This window comes from Vibrio sp. Vb1574, assembly GCF_033338675.1.
This window is the reverse complement of the sequence record NZ_JAWOTC010000012.1, coordinates 12679-27624: the sequence shown is the minus strand read 5'-3', so window position 1 is coordinate 27624 and position 14946 is coordinate 12679. Positions and strand designations below refer to the sequence as shown.

Sequence of the window (14946 nt, the reverse complement as noted above, 5' to 3'; positions counted from 1 at the left end):
CCGCCGATGTGGCGGCCTTGGTTGTGATTAGATTTGCGCTTGGATCATGCTGGTGATGTTGCTTAGAGCGGCATCCATCAACGCTTCATTCTCTGCCACTTGGTCGTTAGCTTCGAAGTAGGCGTAAGCTTGTTCTAGTGCGGTTTGGAACTCATCAACCAATTCCGGCGTAGGTTCACCAGTGAAATCTCGGATTTCTTTTAGTTTCTCTACATGTTCCATTTCTTCGTTATTACCCTCTGTTTCAGATTGAGGCGCTTCACTACTTAGATTGAACGCTTTCACTAATAACGCTTCCATTTCCGCTGTATCGTCAAATTCACCGATCAAGTCATTGCCTTGGTATAGCGCGAACTTGTACTCGCCATCTTTAGCGATTGGGTAAATATCAACGTAGCGTTCGTTTAGCCATGAACGCACGGTTAACGGAGCGTACACGTTCGCTGGTACAGAGCCATTTACTGAATGGATGCCAGCCGCAACGCTTGGTTGTGCCAATGCGCCTTTTTCGTTGTAGTAGGTATCCGCAGATTGCCAGCCCTTAATCGTCTCAAGCTGAGCTTTCGCTTTTTCGCTTAAGTCGGTCGCTAGAATGTCGAACAGAACGTCTAGGCTGTAAGTTAGTCCGTCCTCATCTTTCGCATTAATCGACTTCACTCGGCCTGTTGGGAATGTCACTTCCTGCTTACCAAGTTTTAGCTCTAGGTTGGTAAAGGCTTCTAGCTGCTCAAGTGCTTTCGCTTCTTCTTCGTCTAGGCTTTCACGGAATGAGTTAACGTCTAGTACGTCATCCTCTGCCTGTTCGCCTTGCTGGTGAATTTCAGTTAGAGACGCGAGCTCTACCACTTTGCGCTCTTTACCAAAATCAAAGTCCACGGTTAGGCGGCCACCAAAGAAATTGCGATCGTGGTAATCGGTCATTGTGTCGCTGTTGTTGTAGTCGTATTGGCCTACATAAGCGTTAACGAACTCGATCAGCTGATCTACTGCTTCGGTATAACGGCTCATACCGTGTGGCGTTGGCGAGTTAGGGTTATCAATCTCGAACTGTAGGTAAGCTGGATTGTAGAGCATGACGTTTCTTGGCAAGTCAGTCAGCGTTAGATCTAGTGTACCGTAGCGAGGCTTGCGTACTGAGATTTTAACGTCATTACTGATTTTGCCAGCTTTCTTAAGCTGAGCGATAAAGGCGCGGATTCGCTTAGCGATTTCACCCGTATCTCGAATGCCCTCTTTCTCGTAGATTGAGCCAAATGAATATTGAGTTGGGTCTAGTGCGAGAAGTTGTTTTTCTTCCTCGGATGCACCCTTGCTCACTTCATCTGCTGTGTCAGATTCTACGGCGTTCTTAGCACCCAATAGCTCAAGCAGTTTGTTCGCACCGTCAACCGTTAGGTAGCTGCGAGAATTGGTGTTAGCGATAAAGCGTAGCTCTTTACCCTTGTTCGACTTCGCAGAGAAGAAACTGTAGCCAAATGTATTTTCCATTTGGTTCTCTTGTTCTTCGGTTAGCGCAATGCCGTTAATCTTGCCGTCATCGTCCACCTTGGCCAGTAGCTTGTCGGCGTTCTCGCGTAGTGTTGGGCGCGAGTGAAGCGAACCTGAGCCGTTAATGGCCAGCGTTGAATACAATGATTCAAAGCCGTTGATTGTGGTGAACATAGCCGGACTGACAGGCTCAAGTGGTGCGCTGTATTCCGTCTCTGCAATTTGCTCAAGCGTTTTGCCGTCCTTAAGCATGTTAAAGATTGCAATAGTGCTTTCTTTCACTGCTTGGTCGTTTAGTTGAGTCGCTTTTTGCTGCGCTGCTGCGCCCTCTAGGCCAGTTTCTAGCACCTTGCCTGTGTACGTATCGATAACGCTAAAGTCAGCTTGGCCAGTAGTGCCTACTGGTGCGTAGCGCTTCTCGCGTGTCGCCTTGAATTGGCCTTTATGGTTCAAGTCAGGCAATGCAGCAAGGCTAGGGAAGCCACGGCTTTCGTATTCCGCTTCGATAGCTTTTGTGTACCACAATGGCATGACTGAGTTATGGATAGCGCGCGCCATCTGTTCATTGTCGATCTGCTCATCGTTATCCAAGAATCTAAAACCATGAATTGCCAGGATGTCTTGGTTGGTAACACTCGCCATTGCGTAGTGCTGAGCAAAGAGCTCATCTGAACTTAGTTCGGATAGGTCAGGGTAACTACCGTCATCGATCGCCTTAATGAAGCGCTCAACTTTTTGGTAGTCCTCGCCTTGGTCTGCCATTGCTGGAATTACGGTTTCACCTTTTGCCTTGGTGTAAGCTACGTCACCCTCATGGTAAACCGTAGTCGCGCTAAACGCTTTTTCTACGTCATCCAGTACCAACGCTTCGCCGTTCTCAAACTTCTCGTATAGGTCGCCACGTAGCGCGCGTAGGTCGAACATTTTCGCCGTTGCACTAAAGAATCCGTCACGGTAGTTCAAGATAGCTTGCAGTAGGTCAGCACGTTTCGCACGGCGGTTAAATGGGATGCGATGAGCCGTTAGGAAATCAGTGATCTCTTTGCGGTTCTTAAATTGCGCTTCCAATGACGCTAGGGTTTCACCTTGTAGTGATTCCACTAGGTGCGCTTGCTCTGAAATGCGCTTAGCTTGGTCATCCACTTTCTCGCCACGTTTTAGCGTTTTACCAGTACCTAGCGTTAGGTCAGCCAGCATAACAAGACGTTTGCGATCGCTTGGGTTTACTGACTGCATATCCTTAAGTTTGGATAGGGCAGTTTCTTGGAAGCGCATGCGGCCTTGCGTGTGTTCTGCTTGGCGCTGTAATTCAGCATCGCTTTGAACCAGCATTAGGTCTTCGGCAATCTCTTGAATCATTTCCGGTGTCACAAGGTCAATCGATGCGCTCCATAGCTTGTACGCTTTTGGATTTTCCTTGCGGTTCTTCATTTCCGGTTGCTGGCGTAGCTGCTTAGCGAACGCTGCTTTGAAGCCCACTTGTTTTAGGGTATCGAGCGTAGACTGAGGAATTTCATCAACGCCTTTGTCCTCAACCCATTGGTCTAGCGCTTCGGTTGCGATGCGCTCCGCTTCCTCTAGGTCGCCCTCAATCATGCCAAATAGCGGCTCTAGGTCAAAGTTGCTTACTAGATCTGGTGGCAGTTTTTGGTCATAAGCGATCGCACCGTGGCGAATGCCATTACCAGCGTCAGCGAATTGCTCTTTAGCCGATTCTGGATCGAGGTACTTAACCACTTGATGTTGTGGCGGCGTTGTACCCAAGCCATAAGGGCGTAGACGTAGGCCATACCAGAATAGGTTAGCTGTGGTTTCGTCTTTGTCTTGGTCGTTCGCGTTTGGCTCGTCGTTCTCAATTGGTTGCGGTTCTTCGTTGCTGTCATCGGTATCTTGAAGCAACTTAGATTCACGGTCGTAGTCAGCCAGAATAAGCGATTTAGCCGCTTCCCAACCTTGTAGATCGTCGCCACCAGCAAGCGGTGAACCCTCGCCGTAAGTGACAGCCAAGGTTTGGTTATCGCGCGCGTGGATCATGTACTGGCCAAAGCTATCATCGTCGTTCGCGTCAGGCGCTTCGAAGTAGACAAACGGCTCGCTGTCTTCGCCTTTATCCATCTTCCAACCTTTAGCAATAGTCTTGCGGCCAATAAGAGCCAATAGCCATTGTTTGCGCTCGATATTCGCTTTTCGTTCCCGTTCTTCGTCTGACAACTGAGGAAAATCATCTTCAATTGAATCACGGATGTATTCTTTAGCCTCTGAAAGCTCTGATACCGTCATAGCACCTTTATCGAGGTCATAAATCACATCATTGATGTACGACTCTGAATAAGTGCTAGGAACGTTTTGATTTGCTGCACCTGCAAACTCTAATGAGTCTTTAAACTCTTGGCTTAGCTGCTTAACAAAGGCATCGAGATCGCCATTGAAAGCGCGTTCAATGATGAAGTCGCGTTTCTCTTGTTTAGTCCATGAAGCGTCCCATTGCTCGATCACTTGAGACGGACTGCCACCAGCGTCCACATTGGTCGCTGCTGTATTTGCTGCTGGCTTGATAGCAGCAAGCTGTTTGCGTAGTTCTTCTTGGATTTCGTTTTGCGTAGCAATCTGAGTTTTTAGGCGTTTCTCTTTCTTGGCCAGCTCATCAAGTTTCTGTTCCAAGTCTGTTGTTTCTTCGCCTAGCTGAGCGGCTTGCTCATCGAGCTCTTGTGCCTTTTGTTGCGCTTCTTCCAGTGCTTTTGCGTCAGCGTCTTTCTTGGCCTTAGCGGCGACAAATTTCTCGCTGTTGTTCTCAAGCAATTGCGCTAGCTTGTCGGTCACTTCCTTAAGAGACAAATCCATGTTGCCCTTTGGCGCGACTACGTGAGTAATATCGCGCGAGTTCATTAGGAAGCGGAACGCGATTAGCGTGTCATCTGGATTTATTTTTAGCGGATCGTTATCCGGCGCATGGAACGCAATAGAAATGCTCTGTCCATCCGAGAATGGGATTTTCACCATTTGAACAGCGACCGCACCAGATTTGCGCGGTTTACCCACTTCTACAGCTTCTACCGATAGCGTAGGGGTTTTACGTTCCAAGTGCTTACCAAATTGCTGAGCACGAAACTCAAGCTTTGACGCTTTTGATTTGAACGCCTCTAGCATCATTTGAGGCACTGGTTTGCACTGGTATAGGTAAGTGTTCTCCAAATCCTCAAGCGATAGTGCTTCTAGGATTTGGTCGGCGTTTTCACCTTGCAGTACCGCTTCGATTTGCTCCGGTGTTAGCGTTTTAGCTAGATGGTCGATGCGATCCACAATCTTGATTTGATTTTGACTGGTAAACATCATGCTTTGGCCGCCTCTAATTGCGCTTCAAGTTCCTTGGTTTCTTGCTTCTCTTGCTCTAATGCAGCTTCAAGTTCGGCTACACGGCGTTGGTCTTCTTCCAACTTGGTGCGAACGCTGTCCCGAGCGGCTAGGGCGTTGGTGTAATTGGATTGTGCAACCTGCTCGGCTGCCTTGGCTTCTTCCAATCGCTTAGCAATAGAACGTGTGGCTGGTTGAATGTCTGAGGTGTCTTTAACGGCCTGTGCCGCTTTGCGAGCTACTTGCTTGTCAAACTTGCTTTGGTTGCGCTCCATTAGGCGAACCATTTCACGCGCAAGCTCGCGTTCGTTCTTCACGCTTGGGATAGGCTGTTTCGTGTTGTTCAGTGTCATTTGGTAAATGTCACCCTCATCACCCACAAACAGCGTCATGGACTGACCATTATCAAAGAACAGTTTGGCGCGTTTTACTGTCTCGCCGTCTCGTCTCGTTTTCTTGTTCGAGGCTTCTACGTCTGTAACAGTCGCACCCGCTTGTTTTAACGCAGTGATCAGACTCTTAAGGCCGCGTTCGGTCACGTTGTCAAAATCGACCACCACATAGTTGTGCGACTGGTCTAGTGCAAACTTGCTGTTGTTACGCAATTTCAAATTCCTCTGAATATGTCGTACAGGTAGGGAAGATTTTGTATAGCGGATTGATTAGGGAACAGGAGCGCTCAATCTTCACGTCCAGAATCCACTCGCCGTGTAGCTTTTCCCCTGCTTCACGTTCAAGCAATTTGCGGTCGAACGTTAGGTATTCGCTGTTATTTCCGGCGTGTGAAAAGTCGAGTTTACGTGTGCGAGTAATGACGGCTTTTGGTCGTTTCTTACTTCGCAACGAATAGGTTAATGTCCCATTCGTAATAGCTCGGTTAGATTGATAACCAAGAACGAATCGAATCACTTCGGGATCGTCCATCTGGTTTGCATGCAGTATTTTTACTGCGTTTCGTTTAAGCAAAAATCGGTCAGCAATGGCTAGGCCAATTACTGCAAATTCCATCATTTGCCTTGCCCTCCGGTATTAAAGAATCTCGCTAACGTGTGGCTAGTTAGTTTGCGGATAAAGTTAATTGAGTCTGCTCCGTTGTTTGACGCGATGAGGACAAGCGCGCTGGTGTAACCAGACTCCACACCCTCACTGTCACACAAGTAAGCGACTATCAAACCGACCACCAACGCCAGCGTTAGCTCGGTTAAAAAGTCAAGGAATCCACCAGCCAAACGTTGCTCGCGTATGCCTTGGAGATATGACCCAACACCACTGAGGACGGATAGAGCCAGAACGCTAATAGCAAAGCTCTCACCAACAACTGATACTGGCATTAAACCCCCCTTTTATATGTGTCTTGCAAAGTGTATTCGGAATGATGGTGATTGCTCAATAGACGGGCGTTACTTACTTTTTAAAGGCTATAAAATAGGGCTCGTTTAGGGGAAAAAGAGATTTATCAACGGTCTACATAAAGAAAAACCTCTCACCCAACGAGTGAGTGAGAGGCTGATCCAACCGTTTTGTCGCGCGGCAACGCGAGCAAAACATTCCACGAGGAAACAATGAGGTGAAATCTATATTTGAGAGATTTGGATTATATCCAATTTCGTTTTCGCATCAATATGCGCCAATGTTCTCGCATGCGAAAACTTTTGCAAGAAAAAAGGGACAGCATTGTGTCCCTTTGGTTGATGGTTATGGCTTGATGTAGCGAATTGTAAAATGGCCACCTCCTACTATTATTTCACCACCTACAGAAATGAACCTCACCGTGTCATTTACGTTAAGGTGGCCTACCCATTTAGCGGTTGGAGTTGCCAATGCGTTATCCCTAGCAGTACAACTATTGGTAATTTTCGTCGCGTTGTTAACTTGGATGCGAGCTGAAACAGTGTCGTCCTGACCTGTAGCACGCACTCGTCTATAGTCAGTAAATTCGATGTAATATGTGCCAGCTTTTACAACCTTAAATCCTGTTGTTGGGTTAACCCAAGTCATTAGCGATGCAGACTCCGTTGTGCGTCCAGCCCAGTTGCGAGCATGCCAAGTAACATGACCTTGTAGCACACCAGATGTCGTGTTTGATGGATCGTTGCCCACCATAATATCGCCAACGGGCGCTGTTGGAATACTGTTAAACTTAGCGTCTACATAGTCTTTACGTGTTAATGAATGAGCTGCCGAGCTTTGAGGCGAACCCGCATACACATTACCGCCATATACCTCTACGTAGTTGCTTCTACGGTTAGTGTAGAATCTAATTCGACCATCAGAGTTTGTAAGAATCTGAATACCAGCACGAATGTTAGTTCCATCGTAGTAAGAGGCAAAAGCCCAATGAGCACCTGTACTGTCAGGCTTGTTGACACTGAAAGCGGCTACTCCATTACCACCCCAAGTACCGTCGTAAAAGCTAGGCGCAACACGAGCCACCCTTGCACTGGCAGACCAAGAGCCCGCAGTAAACTCACCATCAGTACGAACCAATGAGCTACCGAAAAAGACACCAGAAGTAAACTTAGCTAAGTCATTGATGCGAAGCCAGTTGCCGTCTGTATTACGAAATGCAGCTCGCCCACCTAATGAAATGCTCTGATTGAGCATTACATCAATCCCTTTAGCAAAGGTGAACGCGGAGTAAGAATAAAAGCCGCTTGCGGCCTCAGTCTCCATGTGACAGTAGGATGTGTTGCGTGAGCCAATCCAAGTTTTCTTTGCAGAGTAATTGAGCTCTAAACCCTTTCCATCAACAGAGTTAATTGCACCTAAGTCTTTATTGTAAGACGTATAGCTAGTGACCATTCGCCCTTTGACAATACCCGCTGGTTGAGTTGCACCTTTGTTACTAACGTAAGGCGTAATGGTGTGACTACACATGTATCGAATTAGGATGTTCGTACTGTAGGCACTACGTGTTTTTACATAGATAGCGTAATTATCACCGCTAGTATTCACCCAACCAAACTCACTAAATGGCAAGCCGCTAGGATGGTCTGTAATAACCTGACCATTTAGACCTTTAGGGCTTCCGTTACTGGCTCGCAGAATCATTTGGTGTCGTGACGACTGATAGTGCAAGTCAGTGTTAAAGCCAGCACCACCAAAGAACTCAATAACCGCAGTAGAGCTTGATTGAGGCATCGTTACATTGGCAACCAAGCACCAAGAGTTGTCACTACCTAAAGAGGTGCGCACAACCTCTGTACGGTTGAATGCCTCGGTAACTACCTTGCTACCTGATACTTCTATAGGCACATTACTGACTACTTTGCTCTTATTTAGGGTTAGGTATGCGGGCGTTGAGTTGTGCGCACCACCTACACCAATTTTTACCTCGGCTTTTGCGTCGGTTGAGCCGTTAGTTAGATACATAATTTGGCGATTACCAATCAAACCGTAACCATCCATTTTTACATGGTCGGTTGATGGAACCGTATTACCAGCTCTAGTACCTTGCACTTCAACGCTACGGTTGGAAGATACCGACTCTGTTGTGCTTAGTGAGCCGTATAGCGTTGTTTCACCACCTTTGCGGATCTTCAATCGACTTGAAACGTCACTCTCCACAACCTCAAAGGTGCCATCGGTTTTCGTTTCTATATGGAATCGCTTACCTGTATGGCCTAAGTGAAGTTGTGAGACGTTACTTGCGCCCTCATCGATGAGTAGGCCGCCAGTTAATGTACCACCTGCAAGTTTCAGGTAGCGGCCATCGGCTTGCGCTTGAGTCATCTTCGACGCTGCAAGGTCATACGCTTTCTTAACTGCACCTGCCGCCGCAAATTTCACGTCACTGGCATCGTTAATCGCCGCCGTGAATGCGTAGTTAGGTACGTTGGATAAGCCAACTTGAGCTTTTGTTACCTTGTGTGGGTTTGATGTGTCGGATTTGTGTTGAGCGATATTGGTTGTAATGGCCGCTACCGCATCTTCTTGATCCATTAACGCATCACCTAGCTCTTTGATTGTATCTAGCGCTTCTGCTGGCGCACCACCAATCAAAGTGCTGATACGGTCGTCGGTGTGCTTGTTCGCGTTTGTCTCTGCTTGCTCCGCTCGGTCATAAGCAGCGTTACCGCGATTTAAACCCTCAACGCCTTTGTCGTATGCCTGTTTAACAGCACCAGCGGTCGCAAGTTTGCTATTGGACGTGTCCGATACCGAGCTGGTGGCCGGATAGTTCGGTACGTTACCTAAGCCTACTTGTGCCTTTGTGACTCCGTGCGGGTTTGTTTTCTTGCTAGCATGCTCATCAACTTTCGTAGCGATTTCTTCACGAATTTTGCGAGCCGGACTACCACCAACTTGAGTCAATTTTTTTAATGCCATTCAGAAATATGCCTTTCTCAATTCATTGACTAGCAACTCCGACAAAGCGCCGGAGCCACGTTGTTAGTGGGGAAAGTAGGAAAGGAAAGGGCATGGCTTATTTGAAGCCGATAACAGTCACAATGTCGCCAGCTTGTAGCTGTTCACCGAACGTAATTGTGTTGCCAGATAGACTCCATACACCTGCGTTTTGCATTACACCGCATACGCTTAGAACAAGAACGGCAGAGATAGTACCTGCGGGTAGAGTGACGGTAGTTGATGCCGCTTCTAGCGTAATATCGACAGTGCGGATCGCGTCTTTGATTGTTGCGGCTACGCTTGATTTGGTCGCGTATTTACCGTCAGATTCCGCTTTGGTGTATGACGCGCCGCTAGCAGCAAGGCCGCTACGTGCTTCTGAAATGATTTGCGCTTTTGTTGAGTTCTCAAGTTTCGCAGCGTTAGCGGCAGTTTCGCCAGCGCCTAGCGCGCCCACGTCTTCTGCTGTTAGCTCGATGTTTTGGCTTAGCGCGTGACCGTTGATAGTGCGAGTCTTTGGTACTGCATTCACAACGCGAGAGTCGTTACCCTCCATTACTGTGCCAGCGGCATTACCAAAGTTTTTGTTGAACGCTGTGTTTTTGCTAAACGCTGGCTCTGCACCTACGTCTGTAGCTTCAAGCACTACGTTACCGCGCTGGCCGTTAACAGATGAAACCGCATCTGTTGGCGTTAACAGTTCTTGCCAGTTCGCTAGTGTGCTTGCTGGTTGGCGCATAAGAACGAATGATTTACGCAGATCCGAACGGATTGCCATATCACCCTCTTGCGCTGTCAGAGCAAGCATTTCCGCTTCTGATTTAACAGGGAACGTTTCTTTGATAGCGATAGCTGGCAATTGGCCTTGTGGGATCTTACCTGTGCTATCTAGCGTAGCCACGCCCTCTGCAACGCCTTTCTTGTTGTTAGGGATGTAGTCGTGCGTGTGGCTTGCTGGCGCTGCGCCCACATCTGAGTGAGTCAGAGTCACATCACCTGTTAGTGGCTTGTTATTGATAGTGCGAGAGGTAGGGACAAGGTTCGCGCGCGCTTCACTAACAACTTGAGCTTTAGTTTTGCCCTCAAGTTTTGATGCGTCTGCCGCGCGAGCGCCTACTGGCAATGCGCCAACGTCTTGTGCTGTTAAGTCAGAAACTAGACGGTTAATGCGAGTTAATTTGTTTTGTGTAGCCATAAAAGATCCAATTTATTTGTTAGTTAAAAAGGGCATTTATGGGGAATAGGGTTAGGGGAATTTGAAAACTGATTAGCCGACCAAGGTGATCTCCGTTCCTGCTGCAATTTCGTCAACAAACTGGATAACACCAGTGTCCGGCACAATGGTGTAAGCAAAGTCTTTCGATTGCTGCACACCTTGTAGGAACACAAGCTTAATCGCTCGCTCTGCAAATGCTGGCGGGATAGCGAATGTGTTCGAGGTATTAGGGAAGTGGCTATGGAATACTTCCATAGGCGAGCCAGTAGCGCCGCTATTGATGATGGATTCAAGCTTATCGATGTACTCTTGAAGCTCGGCAATGATCGTGCTTGATGTTGCCGATGGCGAACCAAGCGTAATCACCACTTCATCACCCGCCTCAAGTGGCTCGGCCACTTCGACTTCGTTCGTGTCTTTGAGGAACTGCCAAGCGCTGCCTTTGGTCTGCACAATGCCTTGAATAGACATTGCATCCACTTCTGGCACTTCATAAGGCAATGCGATTCTTGTCTCGCCACCAGCCGCAATATATGGCCAATGCTCAACCGTTTTGTTGTAGGCTGCGACCGCTTTATCGTGGACTAACTTGATCGCTTTTGCCGTGGCATACAGCTGATCGCTATCTACGTTAATCTCACTGGTTGCCGCCCAGTTGTTTACCAATCCAAGGCCAACTTGTTCTTTGGTTACGTGGTGCGGGTTTTCACGGTCTGCGTAGTGCGCTTTAGCCTCGGCGCGCATCGCATATTGATTGTGTGGGTCTGGATGTGAAATGTGCCCTTCGAGGTCATAGCCGCCTTGCTTGCGGTCATCAAAGTTAAGGTGTTCGCTTTCCAGTTGGCTAGCGGTATCCGGCACGGTGACACGGCACAAAATCAAATGATGATCTTCGACCGATTCCAGTGGCAGTACCTTAATTTCTGACGCTTCAATGTCGGACGCTAAATCGACTTGCTTTGTCTTTACGCCGAACTTATAGAACGCTTCGAGCACCACGTATGACGTAGCACCCGCCGGAATTTCCACATCAATATCGTGTTGCTGGCGAACAGTTAGGATGTAGTCGTCACGCTCAACCAGCGCCACGCCAAATTCTTCACCACTGCTCACACGCAGTTTCATTCCACCAGCCGGAGCACATTCAAAACCACGGAAAATACCAGCGCGAACGATGCCGTAAAATTTGCGGTTTAAGCTGTTACTGGCCAGTGGTTCTAGGTACTGCGTATCGGTGATAAGCGGTAGCGCTTGCCAGTCCGTTAGCAGTGGCGGAATGATGATTGTTTCTTCGAAGTTTGGGCGACTCATTATGCACCAACCTGCGCCACTCTAGCGCTATCCGTGCGAGCCGTGTTGATCACGATTTCAATCGATAGGCCACGGTCTGAGTAAATCCAAACTGGTTGCGTGACAGCCACCAGAATTAGGCCGCCACTTGCATCTTTCACGCCCACGCAAGAGAACTGGTGTTGTTCATCTTCTGCTAGCGTACCCGCTGGCAAGTTTGCCGTGATCACGATGTTGCCATTCACATAGGCATAGTTGGCCTTAGAACGGTAAAACACGTTTTCAATGGTTTTCTTGTCCAGTGGAATAGGCATGCAGCTAGGCTTGCCCTCAATTTCTTGGATAAGGTCAAAACCCCATTCAAGATCGCCAAATTGGAAATAAGGCTCAGTACCATTGGTAGGCAACGACGACAAGGCGCGTTCGTCGTAATAACGGTTAAGCAGTTCACACTGCGATAGGACTACTTTTTGTGTAAGCACCTTTACGACCTCGTATAAGTCGTGGCGCTTTAATGGGACGGGGAATAGGAATAGGGATTAATAGTACCGTCTATCAATGGAGATCGCATCCAAGGGGATAGCATCCATTCGAGGTGTACCATACATCGGGCTAACTGGACGTTCTTCCTGTGTCGTCGTTCCAGTCCGAACAAAGTCCTGTTTATAGCTTGGTGTTGATTCTATATCGGTCGCCACCTGTTTTCCAACCGTAACATGGTCGGAATAGTGGGGAATTTCCACCATATCCATGACTTCGAACTCGATTGAGTACAATTGGCCATCTAAAACGATGCGTAGCGGGATAAGTGGATGTACCACTCGTCTGATTTTTGCTTCGAACGCTCGAATGGCTTCCTCGGTGATACCGTCCTCTCCTGCAATGTCATTCAAAGGGATTCGAATCGCGCCGCGACTGGTCAGGAAAAAGTCGCTCGGGTTTAGTCCGTTTTGCAGTTCTAACTCTGACTCGGGAACTAAGAACGTGCCGTATGGGAATCGCTCTTGGTCTACTGGTGCGTAGATTCGTTCCCACTTCACACGTAGCCCTTTAAACTCACGCGCGAGCGTAGAGATAAGCGGGTAGATGGTCTTTTTAAAGTGGATTTCGTCCTTACGCTGCATCACAACGTGCGGCAAGTCCTCATCGGCCACTTCGCCTAGTGGGAAGATTTTTCGCAGCTCTCTAATATCTTCTAGCAGCGACTCTTTATCCATTTCGTACAGAGACGAACGTGCCTTAAGCTTTTCAATGTATGACTCTACGTGGGTTTCAATTGACTCTGCGATCGCGCTTGCTAAATCTACCCAAGCGGTTTCCTTTTGACGCGCCTTGGTTAGCTGGCCAGATAGCCATTTTCTAAAGTCTCCAAATGCCATATTTTCGCCTTGTTGGTCTGAAAGTTTTCGCATGCGAAAACTATACAGGATAGTGTTTCCTAAAGTTCTCGCATGCGAAAACTTTAGGGGATGACATGTTTTAAAGTTCTCGCATGCGAAAACTTTTATAGTGAGTAGTCGTAATTCAGTTGAATTGTTGACGTGCTCACATTCAAGTAGTGGTAAGTATCGATAGGGATACGGTCAAGAATACCGACTACCTCAACCTCAAATTCCTTAATGCCTAATGTCGCGTTGAGGTCTTGGATCACATCCCAAACCTGGTTCTTGGTAATACGCTCATTACGGCTCGCTTGCTTACCAAATTTCGCATCCAACGCATCGGCCAATACCTTTGTCGCCCATTCTGGATTTGAGTTTGGGTAAAGCTTGCCTTTGACCGTCACCGTAAATGGCACGTCCTTGCGCTCCACCAGCTTATAGCGCTCGTTATAGCCCTCACGGCCAGCGAATAGATCTTGGATTTCCTTATTCAAAATCTCATCGGTTTTATCGGCAGAGTAAGCGCAAATAAAGATCGTGTTGATGTTGCGAACGTCAGGTTTTCCAGTGAGTTTTTCCTGCTCCGCTTCGCCCCAAATAGACAACCAAGTAACACCCGAAACATTACGCTTAACAAAGGTCATGTAATCCGAGTCCCACGCAATCTGCTCGTCATAGATTGGCGAGTAAAGGGCGTTGTTTCGGATAGATTCAATATCCTCTGGCTCTGCACCACCGATAATGCTGGTGGCCGTTTTAATGGCGAGCTGGTCTTTATAGGCGCTTTGAATACCCATATCGATGAGCTCTAAAGGCTGCGCATCGAGTAGGGTAGTTACACCATTAGTCAGCCATAGCTCAAACTCAATCACATCGCCCGTAGCTGGCGCGCGACCGTTATTGTTGTTACCAAAACGAACGCCTAGCTGGTCGGTTGGCTTGTAATATTCCATGTAGGCTTTGGATTTGCCGTCCGTATTACGAAACTTAAAGACGTGCTCCCACACTTCACCGTTCACGCGCACAATGATGTTATGAATGCGCTTCGTCAGCTCTTGTGGGAACGCAACGGCTAACCAGTTATGCCCCTCATCGACCGTGTAGGTCATCTTGGACACTTCGAACTGTTGAACCTCTACAGACGCGCTTTCCTGTGGCATGAGATCGATGGCTTCCATTAGCGTGTAGCGTAATTGGTTGCCAGCAACGCATTGGCTGTATTTCGGCAAGGTAACGCGCTTAGTTCCGGTATTGGTCACTAGCGCACGGCCTTTCGATGGCGCTGCTTTTCGACCTACATAGCCCTCAGTTTCAGCACCCGCCAAAATGGAGGTGCGTTTAGTGGCTAACGTCAAATAAGACTCTTGTAATGCACGGCTACTGATCGCTGCCACACGTTCAACAATCTTGGCCACAAACAAGCAAAGGTAGTCAACGAACTGCGAACCAATATGACGCGACCACCAGCTTGAACCAGCAATCGCCTCGTTAAAGGTCTTTTTGACTTCTTCTAACTTACTCAAAACGTAATACCTCTTTCCAACGTTTGACCGTTCACAACGATCGTCAATTTGTAGGCATCGATACCGCTGACGTTTGGCTCTACGGCAATGCCGTGAACCACTGCGCCTTTCACGTCAATTGGGAGGGTTAATAGGATTGAGTTTTCGATAGCTGCTGCTGTGGTTTCGTTTACTGGTTCATGCTTGTATGTTCCTAATCTGTTGCCCCATTGCGGAGCGCCCCAAACTTGGCCTTGAGGTGTATCGAGCCATTCAGAGACGCGCGCAACGATCGCGTGTTTCTCATCGGCTACTTTTACACCGTCAATATCGACCCGTAGTAAGTAATCAATTTCTTGGCTCATCT

At 48.0% G+C, this 14946-nt stretch carries 11 protein-coding genes; all 11 read right to left on the bottom strand.

What is annotated here, in order from left to right:
* Positions 1–27: 27 nt before the first annotated feature.
* Positions 28–4821 (bottom strand): hypothetical protein, encoded by a 4794-nt coding sequence (locus tag R7O12_RS10605; RefSeq protein ID WP_169628941.1) that lies wholly within the window; start codon positions 4819–4821, stop codon positions 28–30.
* Positions 4818–5444, bottom strand: coding sequence for a hypothetical protein (locus R7O12_RS10600; RefSeq protein ID WP_169628942.1), 627 nt, complete (start codon positions 5442–5444; stop codon positions 4818–4820). Before R7O12_RS10600 ends, R7O12_RS10605 begins: the two co-directional genes overlap by 4 nt.
* Positions 5437–5850: a hypothetical protein gene (locus R7O12_RS10595; protein ID WP_069497785.1), complete on the bottom strand. Its 414-nt coding sequence runs from the start codon at positions 5848–5850 to the stop codon at positions 5437–5439. Before R7O12_RS10595 ends, R7O12_RS10600 begins: the two co-directional genes overlap by 8 nt.
* Positions 5847–6170: a hypothetical protein gene (locus R7O12_RS10590; RefSeq protein ID WP_169628943.1), complete on the bottom strand. Its 324-nt coding sequence runs from the start codon at positions 6168–6170 to the stop codon at positions 5847–5849. Before R7O12_RS10590 ends, R7O12_RS10595 begins: the two co-directional genes overlap by 4 nt.
* A 364-nt stretch (positions 6171–6534) precedes the next feature.
* Positions 6535–9168 carry a hypothetical protein gene (locus R7O12_RS10585; protein ID WP_169628944.1) on the bottom strand — a complete coding sequence of 878 codons (2634 nt, stop codon included), beginning with the start codon at positions 9166–9168 and terminating at the stop codon, positions 6535–6537.
* Between the two features lie 97 nt (positions 9169–9265).
* The gene (locus tag R7O12_RS10580) at positions 9266–10384 is read right to left on the bottom strand and encodes a hypothetical protein (RefSeq protein WP_169628945.1); all 1119 of its coding nucleotides are present in this window, start codon (positions 10382–10384) and stop codon (positions 9266–9268) included.
* A 72-nt stretch (positions 10385–10456) separates the two neighbouring features.
* A complete protein-coding gene (locus R7O12_RS10575) occupies positions 10457–11716 on the bottom strand; it encodes a hypothetical protein (protein WP_158157460.1) in 1260 nt (419 codons plus the stop codon).
* Positions 11716–12177 (bottom strand): hypothetical protein, encoded by a 462-nt coding sequence (locus tag R7O12_RS10570; RefSeq protein ID WP_158157462.1) that lies wholly within the window; start codon positions 12175–12177, stop codon positions 11716–11718. The genes R7O12_RS10575 and R7O12_RS10570 overlap by 1 nt, the downstream gene beginning before the upstream one ends.
* A 57-nt stretch (positions 12178–12234) precedes the next feature.
* Positions 12235–13107, bottom strand: coding sequence for a phage tail protein (locus tag R7O12_RS10565; RefSeq protein WP_158157464.1), 873 nt, complete (start codon positions 13105–13107; stop codon positions 12235–12237).
* Between the two features lie 92 nt (positions 13108–13199).
* The gene (locus R7O12_RS10560) at positions 13200–14600 is read right to left on the bottom strand and encodes a hypothetical protein (protein WP_169628947.1); all 1401 of its coding nucleotides are present in this window, start codon (positions 14598–14600) and stop codon (positions 13200–13202) included.
* The gene (locus R7O12_RS10555; RefSeq protein ID WP_024703838.1) at positions 14597–14944 is read right to left on the bottom strand and encodes a hypothetical protein; all 348 of its coding nucleotides are present in this window, start codon (positions 14942–14944) and stop codon (positions 14597–14599) included. Before R7O12_RS10555 ends, R7O12_RS10560 begins: the two co-directional genes overlap by 4 nt.
* Positions 14945–14946: the final 2 nt, after the last annotated feature.

Bases quoted from the DNA above. Each gene is read 5' to 3' on its own strand.
- R7O12_RS10575 (WP_158157460.1), bottom strand. From the start codon at position 11,716: ATGAGTCGCCCAAACTTCGAAGAAACAATCATCATTCCGCCACTGCTA.
- R7O12_RS10595 (WP_069497785.1), bottom strand. From the start codon at position 5,850: ATGATGGAATTTGCAGTAATTGGCCTAGCCATTGCTGACCGATTTTTG.
- R7O12_RS10580 (WP_169628945.1), bottom strand. From the start codon at position 10,384: ATGGCTACACAAAACAAATTAACTCGCATTAACCGTCTAGTTTCTGAC.
- R7O12_RS10590 (WP_169628943.1), bottom strand. From the start codon at position 6,170: ATGCCAGTATCAGTTGTTGGTGAGAGCTTTGCTATTAGCGTTCTGGCT.
- R7O12_RS10605 (WP_169628941.1), bottom strand. From the start codon at position 4,821: ATGATGTTTACCAGTCAAAATCAAATCAAGATTGTGGATCGCATCGAC.
- R7O12_RS10565 (WP_158157464.1), bottom strand. From the start codon at position 13,107: ATGCGAAAACTTTCAGACCAACAAGGCGAAAATATGGCATTTGGAGAC.
- R7O12_RS10555 (WP_024703838.1), bottom strand. From the start codon at position 14,944: ATGAGCCAAGAAATTGATTACTTACTACGGGTCGATATTGACGGTGTA.
- R7O12_RS10585 (WP_169628944.1), bottom strand. From the start codon at position 9,168: ATGGCATTAAAAAAATTGACTCAAGTTGGTGGTAGTCCGGCTCGCAAA.